Origin of the sequence: Serratia sp. CY76391, assembly GCF_052166695.1 — a bacterium.
Taxonomy (GTDB): Bacteria; Pseudomonadota; Gammaproteobacteria; order Enterobacterales; family Enterobacteriaceae; genus Serratia; species Serratia nematodiphila.
The window spans coordinates 44,524-55,742 of record NZ_JBJNOJ010000018.1 but is presented as its reverse complement, the minus strand read 5'-3'; the positions used below and the strand labels follow the sequence as shown (position 1 = coordinate 55,742).

Annotated in this window: 10 protein-coding genes, 1 tRNA gene and 1 other RNA gene; 5 read left to right on the top strand and 7 right to left on the bottom strand. The window is 57.8% G+C overall.

Translation table 11 applies throughout. The features are described from left to right. Positions 1-730: molybdopterin dinucleotide binding domain-containing protein (locus ACJ8PN_RS24660; protein ID WP_442535323.1), on the top strand; the 730-nt coding region annotated here is incomplete at its 5' end. A 349-nt stretch (positions 731-1,079) separates the two neighbouring features. Here ACJ8PN_RS24660 and ACJ8PN_RS24655 read toward each other — a convergent pair. The 5 genes from ACJ8PN_RS24655 to ACJ8PN_RS24635 all read right to left on the bottom strand — a co-directional run bounded on the left by ACJ8PN_RS24655 (position 1,080) and on the right by ACJ8PN_RS24635 (position 4,496). Further along, positions 1,080-1,415, bottom strand: coding sequence for a hypothetical protein (locus ACJ8PN_RS24655; RefSeq protein WP_253718476.1), 336 nt, complete (start codon positions 1,413-1,415; stop codon positions 1,080-1,082). Positions 1,416-2,163: 748 nt separating this feature from the next. Further along, a non-coding RNA gene (locus tag ACJ8PN_RS24650) (RtT sRNA) lies at positions 2,164-2,282 on the bottom strand. A 40-nt stretch (positions 2,283-2,322) separates the two neighbouring features. Continuing rightward, a tRNA-Pro gene (locus ACJ8PN_RS24645) sits at positions 2,323-2,399 on the bottom strand. A 78-nt stretch (positions 2,400-2,477) separates the two neighbouring features. Then, the gene (gene yejM / locus ACJ8PN_RS24640) at positions 2,478-4,259 is read right to left on the bottom strand and encodes an LPS biosynthesis-modulating metalloenzyme YejM (RefSeq protein ID WP_131164955.1); all 1,782 of its coding nucleotides are present in this window, start codon (positions 4,257-4,259) and stop codon (positions 2,478-2,480) included. Positions 4,260-4,268: 9 nt separating this feature from the next. Further along, positions 4,269-4,496: a YejL family protein gene (locus tag ACJ8PN_RS24635; protein WP_004935782.1), complete on the bottom strand. Its 228-nt coding sequence runs from the start codon at positions 4,494-4,496 to the stop codon at positions 4,269-4,271. A gap of 211 nt (positions 4,497-4,707) precedes the next feature. On the opposite strand from ACJ8PN_RS24635, the gene yejK reads away from it, so the two are divergent. Continuing rightward, a complete protein-coding gene (yejK, locus tag ACJ8PN_RS24630; protein ID WP_004935779.1) occupies positions 4,708-5,715 on the top strand; it encodes a nucleoid-associated protein YejK in 1,008 nt (335 codons plus the stop codon). A gap of 84 nt (positions 5,716-5,799) precedes the next feature. On the opposite strand, the gene rplY is transcribed toward yejK, so the two are convergent. Together rplY and ACJ8PN_RS24620 are read right to left on the bottom strand one after the other, a co-directional pair. After that, the gene (gene rplY, locus ACJ8PN_RS24625) at positions 5,800-6,084 is read right to left on the bottom strand and encodes a 50S ribosomal protein L25 (protein WP_004935776.1); all 285 of its coding nucleotides are present in this window, start codon (positions 6,082-6,084) and stop codon (positions 5,800-5,802) included. 162 nt (positions 6,085-6,246) lie between these two features. Beyond that, on the bottom strand, positions 6,247-8,004 hold the full coding sequence (locus tag ACJ8PN_RS24620) for a DEAD/DEAH box helicase (protein WP_004935773.1): 1,758 nt from the start codon (positions 8,002-8,004) through the stop codon (positions 6,247-6,249). A gap of 318 nt (positions 8,005-8,322) precedes the next feature. Between ACJ8PN_RS24620 and rsuA the strand changes: the two genes are divergently transcribed. From rsuA to ACJ8PN_RS24605, 3 genes are all read left to right on the top strand, one after another. Further along, complete coding sequence (gene rsuA, locus ACJ8PN_RS24615; RefSeq protein ID WP_004935770.1) at positions 8,323-9,036, top strand: 16S rRNA pseudouridine(516) synthase RsuA; 714 nt, start codon at positions 8,323-8,325, stop codon at positions 9,034-9,036. Between the two features lie 41 nt (positions 9,037-9,077). Continuing rightward, on the top strand, positions 9,078-10,274 hold the full coding sequence (locus ACJ8PN_RS24610; protein ID WP_004935766.1) for a Bcr/CflA family multidrug efflux MFS transporter: 1,197 nt from the start codon (positions 9,078-9,080) through the stop codon (positions 10,272-10,274). 594 nt (positions 10,275-10,868) lie between these two features. Further along, positions 10,869-11,213 (top strand): YejG family protein, encoded by a 345-nt coding sequence (locus ACJ8PN_RS24605; RefSeq protein WP_004935763.1) that lies wholly within the window; start codon positions 10,869-10,871, stop codon positions 11,211-11,213. Positions 11,214-11,219: the final 6 nt, after the last annotated feature.

Sequence of the window (11,219 nt, the reverse complement as noted above, 5' to 3'; positions counted from 1 at the left end):
CCCCCCCCCCCCCCCCCCCCCCCCCCCCCCCCCCCCCCCCCCCCCCCCCCCCCCCCCCCCCCCCCCCCCCCCCCCCCCCCCCCCCCCCCCCCCCCCCCCCCCCCCCCCCCCCCCCCCCCACGGCAGCGTGGGCAACCGCTGGGAGAAACCGCTGCAGATCTGGAATGCGGAAGTGGCGAAGCACCGGCATGCGATCACCGGCGAGCGTTTCAGCGGCTGCCCCACCTGCTACCCGGCGCGTTTGTCGGACGGCCGCGCGGTGGAAGCGCTCTACCCAGAACGGCAGTGGCCGCTGCGCCTGATGTCCTTCAAATCTAATGTGATGAGCAGCTCCACCGCGGTGATCCGGCGCCTGCACGACGTGAAGCCGATGAACCTGGTGGCCTTGAACCCGGCGGACGGAGCGCGTTTCGGCATTCAACACGGTGATTGGGTGCGCATCTGTACGCCGGGCGGCAGCCGCGAGGCGCAGATCAGTTTGCTGGCGGGGGTGATGCCCGGCGTGCTCGCGGTGGAACACGGCTACGGCCACCGGGAGATGGGGGCCAGCCAGCACTACCTGGATGGTGAACCGCTGGCGATGGATGAGCGCATCGCCGCCGGCATCAACCTCAACGATCTGGGGTTTGCCGATCCGACGCGGGAAGTGCCGAATACCTGGCTGGATTGGGTGACCGGTGCGGCGGTGCGTCAGGGTATTCCGGCGGCGATCGTCAAACTTTCCGCGTAAACGGCAGACGAAAAACTGAATTATCGAGGGTTAATTTATAGTTAATTCTATTCTTTAACCCAAAACTAAACGGCATGCCTGTTTTATGGCTTTCTTATGGGATTTATTTTTTAAGTTTTCTATAAATACTTAATGCGCCGTAAACAAAAGAGCAGTAGGTGACAACGATAATCACAAATTTTGACAAATTCACGGGTGCAGAAAACCACGGTTGGTAACCAATTACCCCAGCACCACTCAGAAAAAAAGAACCGGCCAGGATGGATAAAAACACAATTAATGAACTGATAATCCTTGTCACCGTCTTAGTCCCGTCTGATATTGTAATGTTATGTTCTTGAAGGTAAAGTTAAACCTTACAAGAACCGCCTATTGAGTTGTTGCAATTGTTTTTACTGCCTGCATTGTTACTCTGCCCCCCATTGGAACCTTGATTATTGAAGCAACCGCCAGCTATTGCGCCGCCGATAAGCCCAACAGCGAGACCCGGTACTCCTCCGAGCGATCCTGCAATCATCCCACCGATAATGCCGTTATTACAATTGGTTATGGCATCACCTTGTTTTGAGTAATAGTTACCGTTGCTATTGTTACTTCTCCCACTTTTTCCGTTGCTAGTTCTGCCACCATTATCAACACGGTCACCGCCATTATTGCCACGGCCACCAGCAATATAATCCAGCATTGAGAAATCAATGACTTTTATAAATAACTCCTTTTGATTAATAAGTTTATCTTGTACAAACCTTTGTAAGGATTTTTATGATTAGCTATTTTCAGCGGGTAGTCAAATTTAAATTAATTGCTCATAGCTATCACGAAATATTATTGCGTTAAGTATAAAAGTATTTTATGAATTAACTCTTTTGTGGTGTAACTTGGCCTCAGCTGGTAGGTATCGTACTCATATTTATCATTTGCTTCGGTGCGCGTACCAAAATGAATGAATTAAGTTAGGCAACCGCATTAAAGGGGGGCTTAAAAGTAACAAAAGGGAATTCGCACTCATTATGCTACGGAGGGGCTTCGCGCCCTGTCAGATTACGCTCAAAATATTACTGAGCGCCTGGCGGCTTTTGCTTGAGCAAGGCGAACCCTTGTCCGCACCAATTCCAATCTGGCTATGTCAGGCGTTAATTTGGCCTCGGATTTCTCCAGCCGAACCATGCCATTGGTATGTTGCCGCATGATGCCGTCCAGCAGCATCGGTACGCGACAGGCTGCGAGTCAGAGGCAGGGGATGGGGATATTACGCCACAGCCCCCCACACACTCGGCAATCACCAGATGGCAAATTCGCAGGACTCCAGCGGAGTAATGTCTCGCCATCGAACAGCGGCAAGAATGCCCGCCGGCTTCGCTCGCCGTGTTGTAGCGCGTTCGTGTCGCCGATGGGGGCGCTAGCGCCGGCACGTCGACCGCCCCGCCAGATCTTGATTGTTGGTTCTTTGCGCATCTTCGATGCTTGCCCTGCGGGCCGTTGCTAAAGCAACGTGGTCTCACTTCGTTCGGCTCAAACCTCCTTCGGAGATTCTCATCCTCTCAAAGTGCAGACGAAAAAAAACCTGCTGTAACAGCAGGTTTTCTTAAATTTGGTCGGCATGAGAGGATTCGAACCTCCGACCCCCGACACCCCATGACGGTGCGCTACCAGGCTGCGCTACATGCCGACGCTATGAAAAATCATACTACCGATTCCCGATGTTAATGCAAGCGCCTCGCCATTTGATTGCTTTAGTTTTAAGCAGTTAGTTGGCGATAAAGCGTTTTACATCGGTCAACACCTGCAACAGCAGAGCAAGCTGCGGTTTCTCGTCTTTTATTTCATCGCCGTTCTGATCGTAGACGCGATAGTTGCCGCTGTTGTCCAGCATCAGCGTTTGTGTCGGCGTGGTTATCACCAGCTGGTTGCCATCGCCGGTGGCGATCCAGTTGTTGCGGCGCTGGGCGGTGAACAGATCCTCGCCTTGCGAATAGTCTTTCGGCGCGGTTTTCACGTGCAGCAGGCGTTGCATCAAGGTGCGCATGACGTCGTTATGGCCGGTCAGCTTGCTGATGGTCTGCGCCGGGGTGCCCGGCCAGTGGATCACCAACGGCACCTGCAGCTGCGCCTGGTTGAAGGCGGTGCCGGCGCCCCATTGGCCTTTGCCGCTGTCGTTGAACTCGACGCCGTGCTCGGCGGTGATCACCACCACGGTTTTATCCAGCAGGCCGCGCTGTTTCAGCGTGTCCAGCACCTGGCCTATCTGGGCGTCCACATCTTGCGCGCCGGTGCGGTAGCGCCGAATAAAGTCGGCCGGAACCGGTTTTTTGTCGCCTTCGGTCGGCTCGGCGCCGCTGAAGTTGATATAGGAGAACCACGGCTCTTTGTCGCCCTGATCCGTCAGCCAGCGTTGCCATTGCTGCGTGGTTTGCGCATCGCTTTGCGGCGCCGGCGTCGGCAGCGAGAAGTCGGTCAACAGAGCCTGGCGGTACAGGCTGGCATTGAAGCCATCGGAGGAGAACAGCCCCAGCTGGTAGCCCCGATCGCCGAGCGCATTGATCAGTGCCGACGGCTTACGGCCGGCGAGCACGCTGTCCAGATAGGTCGGGGAAATGCCGTAGAACAGCCCGAACAGCCCGGTATCGGCATGGTTGCCCGAACTGTAGTGATCGCTGAAACGCACGTTTTCCTGGGCGAAGCGGGTCAGGGTTGGCATGTCCTGCGGCACGTCTTTGGCGCGAATGCCGTCCACTACGATCATCAGCAGGTTATAGCCGCTGCCTTTATCGCCGTAGCTGAGATCGCTGAGCGGATACTCTACCGACACCGCTTCCGGGTTGCCCTGTTGCACCAGACGGCGCTCATACTCTTGCTGGTCGAGCAGGCCGTGTTTCTCGAGGAACTTGCGCGCGGTCATCGGGTACGAGAGCGGCAGGTTGGCCCGCTGCATGGTGATCGGGCGATAGAAGTTGGCGTCGGCCCAGATATAAATCAGGTGCGACGCGAAAAAGGCGCTGATAAACAGCGCCGCCAGCGGCTTGCCGAAGCGGCGGCGGTTCAGGCTGCGCAGCTTCTGCCAGCTCCAGGTGCCGAACAGCATCTCCACCAGGAAGATCACCGGTACGCAGATAAACATCAGCTGCCAGTCACGCGACAGTTCGCTTTGATCCGGGTTGACCACCAGATCCCACACCACCGGATTGAGGTGCAGGTGGAAATGGGAGAACACTTCGCTGTCGACCAGCAACAGCGTGAGCCCGATGGTGGCCAACGCGGCGGAAATAAATCGCAGCAGCCGCTGCGACATCACCACGAAGGTGAGCGGGAAGATCACCAGCAGATAGCCGGCGAACACGATAAAGCTGAAATGCCCCAGCAGGCTGACAAAGGCATAGACCCGGCCCAGCAGGGATGCGGGCCAGTCGGTGACAAACAGGTAGCGGCTGCCCAGCCCAAGGGCGAGCAGGATGTTGAATAAGGCGAACCAGTGCCCCCAGCTGATCATCTGGGAGACTTTTTCACGATAACGCTGACGGTTTGTCACCATAAGTCAATATTAATGTGCTTTATCTTCACGGACAGAAGCCTGCAAGGCTTCCGCGAACGATCTCGCCAGGGTTTTCCGCTGCGCGGGGGCAACGCTGGTGTTGATCAAATTAGTGACCATGTTGCCCAGCACCATCAGGGAAAGATCGGTGGGGGTATGGTGTTTTTCCAGAACATTGACCAGCTCTGAGAGCAGTTGTTCAACGTGTTCGTCACTGTAACGGGATGATTGTGGCATAAAATTGCGCTTAGTAATCTGCAAAGTGCCCTATCTTACCGTATAGGGCAGTGATTTTCCGCTCTTTTATCACTTCCTGTCATTCGGGAAATTGTTCGCCCGCGCCGGGGCGGGGCCCCGCTGCGCCTTTCCGGTTTGCCGCCGCTTTTTAGTATTGCAGGGCGGGGTCTTCAGTGTTTGAATACGCGCCTAAAGAACAGGAGGATTTATCATGAGTCTGGATATCGACCAGATCGCTCTGCACCAATTGGTGAAACGCGACGAGCAAACGCTGGACGTGGTGTTGCGCGATACCTTGCTTCCCACCAACGCGGCGGTGGAAGAAATGATGACGGAACTGCATCGCGTCTACAGCGCCAAGAGCAAGGCCTTGGGCCTGTTCAACGAAGGCAGCGAACTGGCGGAAGCGCTGCGCACTTGCCGCAAGGACGATAAGGACTTTCTGGCCTTCAGCCGCGCGGCGACCGGCCGCCTGCGCGACGAACTGGCGAAGTATCCGTTTGCCGAAGGCGGCGTGGTGCTGTTCGGCCAATACCGTTATCTGGCGGTGGAGTACTTGCTGATCGCGGTGCTGAACAGCCGTAACAGCATGCGTGTCAACGAAGAGCTGGATATCAACACCACGCACTATCTGGACATCAACAACGCCGATATCGTTGCGCGCATCGATCTGACCGAATGGGAAACCAACCCGGAATCGACCCGCTATCTGACCTTCCTGCGCGGGCGCGTAGGCCGCAAGGTCGCCGACTTCTTCATGGATTTCCTGGCGGCGTCCGAAGGGTTGGACACCAAGGCGCAAAACCGCGGGCTGCTGCAGGCGGTGGACGACTACTGCGCCGATGCGCAGTTGGACAAGAACGAGCGCCAGTCGGTGCGCCAACAGGTGTACAGCTACTGCAACGAACAGCTGCAGGCGGGCGAAGAGATTGAACTGCAGGCCCTGTCGCAGGAGCTGTCGCCGGTCGGCGAGAAAGACTTCATGCAGTTCTCCAGCGAACAAGGGTATGAGTTGGAGGAAAGCTTCCCGGCGGATCGCGGCACGCTGCGCCAGCTGACCAAATTTGCCGGCAGCGGCGGCGGCATCAGCCTGAATTTCGACGCCATGCTGTTGGGCGAGCGCATTTTCTGGGATGCGGCCACCGACACGCTGACCATCAGAGGCACGCCGCCGAACCTGCGCGATCAGCTGCAGCGCCGGACCGGCAGCGGCAAGTAAGCGCGCCGGATCGCAGACAATAAAAAACGCCGCAATTGCGGCGTTCTTTATTTCGGCGTCCCGAAAGGTTCGAAAACGTAGCGATTAAACGCGAACGAAGTCGATGTGAGCCAGTTTTGGCTTGAACGGGTGACGCTGTACAGCCTGAACCTTAACTTTGGTTTCTTTACCGTCGATAACCAGAGTTACTGCTTCGCTGTAGAATTCTGGTTTAGCTTCCATGTTCTTAACAGAATCATGGTCCAATTCGATGGAAACTGCAGCTTCTTTGCCACCGTAAACGATAGCTGGGAATTTGTTTGCTGCACGCAGGCGGCGGCTCGCACCTTTACCCTGGTCTTTACGTACTTCTGCATTGATAGTGAACATTGTTTTTTCTCTTAAAAGAAAATTTACCCTGCTACAGGCGACCCAAGTAGCAAGTTCGGAAATCCGCTTTAACGCTGGGCAGGCCCAGGTAAAGCGCGCGGCATTTTAACGGAAAGCCGCCTGCAGGGCAACGAAAACCTGTCCAGATTGGGGACCGTTCGCTCAGGTCAATTGATTGGCGCGGCGGAAACGGCCTTGATAATCGAACACTTTCTCGCGCACCTGCCAAAACTGGCCGCGTTTGCGCGCCACCACGAAATCCGGATGGCGCAGCGCCTGCTGTTGCGCCAGCACGTCGGCGGCGGTGTGCCAGGCGAACGGCACGCCCGGCGCGCGCTGGTGCGGGCGCAGGAACAGCATCTCGAACGCTTTGCGCTGCGCCGGCGTCTGCAGGCGGAAGCGCTCGCTGGTGCTGGTGCCGTCCTCGTCGTAATAGGTGGCCTTCAGCCATTCGCCCTTGTCATCGCGGCCGCTCTGCAGTTCCATGCCGCCGCAGCGCAGCACCAGTGCGTCTTTCAGCTTCAGCGCAGCCTTCAGCATGTCATCGGGATCGACCAGCACTTCCTGACACTGATGGCAGCGGCGTGCGGCGATGTCGTTCTCCGCGCCGCAGTGCGGGCAGCTCTTGAACCGGAAGCGGTAATCGCACTGTTCGCGGTGGCCGTCGTCGTCTTCCAGCCAGCCCTGACAGCGGCGGCCGTAGTGCTCGATGATATCGCCGTTCTCGGTGCACTTGCCCCAGAACAGATTGGCGAAGCCGCAGGCCGGGCAGAACACCTGCACCGGCTGGCTGTCGCCGTGCGGCTTGCTGACGCCGACCTCCGGCGTGAACAGATCGTGCGGGTTGCCGGCGTAGTCGAGGATCAGACAATCCTCCTTGCCGGGCGCCAGCCGCAGCCCGCGGCCGACGATCTGCTGATACAGGCTGACGGACTCGGTCGGGCGCAGGATCGCGATCAGATCGACGTGCGGCGCGTCGAAACCGGTGGTCAATACCGCTACGTTGACCAGATAGCGCAACTGCTGCTGTTTGAACGCCTCGATCAGCGCATCGCGCTCGGCGGGCGGCGTTTCGGCGCTGACCAGCGCGGCCTCGCCGTTCGGCAGCAGGCCGTGGATCTCGCGGGCGTGCTCGACGGTGGCGGCGAAGATCATCACCCCTTTGCGATCGTCGGCGTACTCCACAATCTGGCTGATAATGTGCGGCGTGACGCGGTTTTGCCGCTTCAGTTCGCGGTTCAGATCCGCTTCGCTGAACAGGCCGTTGCTTCTGGCCTCCAGCCGGCTGAAATCGTACTGCACAATCGGCATGTCCAGCCGCTCAGGCGGCACCAGGAAGCCGTTCTTAATCATATAGCGCAGCGGCAGCTCATAGATGCAGTCGCGAAACAGGCTGGCGCCGTCGCCGCGAGTAAAACCGTGGTAGTGATACTGGTAAATCCAGCCCTTGCCCAGACGATAGGGCGTGGCGGTCAACCCCAGCAGCCGCAGCTGCGGGTTGGTTTTCTGCAAGTGCTGGATGATTTGTTGGTACTGGCTGTCGTCGTCGTCACTGATGCGGTGGCATTCATCGACGATCAGCAGCGAAAAGGCGCCGTCGAACAGCGGCAGGTTGCGCGCCACCGACTGCACGCTGCCGAACACCACTTTGCCGGCGCTCTCTTTTTGTTGCAGACCGGCGGCGAAGATGTCCGCCTCCAGGCCGTAGGCGCAGTATTTGGCGTGGTTTTGCGCCACCAGTTCCTTGACGTGCGCCAACACCAGCACCCGCCCACGGGCGCGCTTCGCCAGTTCGGCGATCACCAGGCTTTTGCCGGCGCCGGTCGGCAGCACGATCAGCGCCGGTTCGGGACGCCGCCGGAAATGGTTGATGGTGGCTTCGACCGCTTCCAGTTGGTAGGGGCGTAGGGTAAAGGCCATAAATGAACGCCGTAGAGTGGAATGGGCCGCCGGGTACAGATCTTGTCGCCCCCGTTCCCACAGAAACAGCGACATTTTACGCCCCGGGCGGCCGAAAAATTTCTACTATTATGCCTTCTGCGCTCGCGCGGTGCGAGAAGCGTGAAAATTACCTCTGTCGGGCAACGCGTTGTGTCGCTATACTTGTGTGACAGCAATCGCTGTTCCCCCACGCGATTCCCCCCCTGAACCTGCTATTTGCACCCGGTGCAACGGCGGGCGTCATATTTTGGCAATACGATCAATGCGATCATAACAACGACAGGCAAAGCAGATCCCATGCGATTGGACAAGTTTTTATCTCAGCAGTTAGGCATCAGCCGTGCGCTGGTCGCGCGCGAACTTCGGGCTAAACGCGTCACCGTGGACGGTGAGGTAGTGAAGAGCGGGGCTGTCAAACTGACCCCGGAGCAAGAAGTGGCGTTCGACGGCAATCCGCTGCAGCAGCAGAACGGCCCGCGCTATTTCATGCTCAACAAACCGCAGGGCTACGTCTGCTCTACTGACGATCCCGATCATCCGACGGTGCTGTATTTCCTCGATGAGCCGGTCGCGTACAAGCTGCACGCCGCCGGGCGGTTGGATATCGACACCACCGGGCTGGTGCTGATGACCGACGACGGTCAATGGTCGCACCGTGTCACGTCGCCGCGCCACCACTGCGAGAAAACCTATTTGGTCACGTTGGAGCACCCGTTGGCGGAAGACACCGCGCAGCGTTTCGCTGAAGGGGTGCAACTGCACAACGAGAAAGATCTGACGCGGCCGGCGACGCTGGAGCAGGTCGACGAGCACGTGGTGCGCTTGACCATCAGCGAAGGGCGCTACCACCAGGTGAAGCGGATGTTCGCCGCCGTCGGCAACCGGGTGATCGCGTTGCACCGTGAGCGCATCGGCGCCATCGTGCTGGATGACGATCTGGCGCCGGGCGAATATCGCCCCTTGACAGAAGAAGAGATCGCCAGCGTGGGCGCGCCGCACCTGCAGGACTGATAACCGATCATTGATTGCGGCCGATTAAGGAGTCGTGGAACGTGCAACAGAACCGAACCTCTCATCTCGGTTTGATTTTCATTCTGGGCCTGTTGTCCATGTTGATGCCGTTGGCCATCGACATGTACCTGCCCAGTATGCCGGTGATCGCCGCCCAGTTTGGCGTCGAGTCCGGCAGCGTGCAGATGACGCTCAGCGCCTATATGCTCGGCTTTGCCTTCGGGCAGCTGTTCTATGGGCCGATGTCGGACAGCATCGGCCGCAAGCCGGTGATCCTGTGGGGAACGCTGATCTTCGCCATCGCCGGCTGCGCCTGTGCTATGGCGCAGTCGATCGATCAACTGATCGGGCTGCGTTTCCTGCACGGTTTGGCGGCGGCGGCCGCCAGCGTGGTGATCAACGCCCTGATGCGCGATATGTTCACCAAGGATGAGTTCTCGCGCATGATGTCGTTCGTCATTCTGGTGATGACCATTGCGCCACTGCTGGCGCCGATGATCGGCGGTGCGCTGCTGCTGTGGTTCAGCTGGCACGCCATCTTCTGGACCATGGGCGCCGCGGCGCTGATCGGTTCGCTACTGGTGGCCTTGTTCATCAAGGAGACGCTGCCGAAAGAGCGGCGCCAGCGGTTCCACCTGCGCACCACGCTGGGCAACTTCGGTTCGCTGTTCCGCCATAAGCGGGTGCTTAGTTACATGTTGGCCAGCGCCTTCTCGTTTGCGGGCATGTTCTCGTTCCTCAGCGCCGGGCCGTTCGTCTACATCGAACTGAACCACGTTTCGCCGCAGCATTTCGGTTACTATTTTGCGCTGAACATCGTCTTCCTGTTCCTGACGACGCTGATCAACAGCCGCAACGTGCGGCGCTTCGGCGCGGTCAAGATGTTCAAGCTGGGGCTGCTGGTACAGCTGGCGATGGGGCTGTGGCTAATGGCGGTGAGTTCCGTAGGCCTGGGCTTCTGGGCGCTGGTGATCGGCGTTGCGGTCTATCTGGGGTGCATCGCGATGATCTCCTCCAACGCCATGGCGGTGATCCTGGATGATTTTCCGCATATGGCGGGCACCGCTTCTTCCCTGGCCGGTACGTTGCGCTTCAGCATCGGTGCGCTGGTGGGAGCGGTGCTGTCGATGGCGCCGGGCAAAAGCGCTTGGCCAATGGTCACCTCGATGGCGCTGTGCAGCATCGTGGCGGTGCTGTTCTATGTTTACGCCAGCCGGCCGCGCGATCGCGCAGCCTGACGTTCTCCCGATTCGGGGCGTGTCGCTCCGCATCGTCACGGGGTTGCGCCCTGCCATTTCAGGGTGCAACCGGCAATGAAAAATTTGTTGCTAAATATACGCAAGCTAATCAATTGACCGCTTTCTCACCTGTGTGCTTTTTGTTAAAAAATTCCGCCGCCGTGCCGCCCAATATTCCCCGAAAGGCGCGGCGCGCTGTCGGCTGAGCCGCGCGGGGGGTTTGTATTAGGATTGATGTAAATCAAGGTATTAGCAACGGTGGCGGCGCTAACGTGACGGGTAAGATGTTTCTTCATTGTAAAAATATGGCGACGAAAAAGTAGTCGCATTGCAAGAAAAAAGAGTTGAGATCGCTGCGGGAAAGGGTTACATATAACGCAAAAATGCGAGCTGAGTCGCAAAATGCCGTGAAATAACACCGCACGGCGCGCCAAAAAGTGGCACGGCATCGGCAAGCACGGGGTCAGGTTAATGGCTTGCGGCAAAATTTACATTTAAATAACATTTGTGCGCGGCAGAGTCGGGAGTCAACGGCTATAACTTAGTAACCCTGTCAGGTAAAAGTGTTTCACCTTTTCAAACTAGGGATTTCATGTGGAGAGTATCCAACTTTCGGTAGTGCATCGCTTGCCGCAAAGTTATCGTTGGCTATCCGGTTTCACCGGCGTGAAGGTCGAACCGATTCCGTTTAACGGAATAGACGAAGATAACAACCTGATTGGGCTGAAGCTGCTCAGCCATGAAGGGGCCGAGGCCTGGCAGGTAATGCAACAGCTCAATCTGTCGCTGCAGGAGATTCAGGTCGACTGTGCGATCGTCGAATGGGAAGGGGAACCTTGCCTGTTCGTGCAGCGCAGCGACGAGAGCGCCACCATGTGCCGCCTGAAAAACGTCGGTGCCGCGATCGCCGAACCGCTCAGCGCGCAATACCCCTTCTGAATTCGC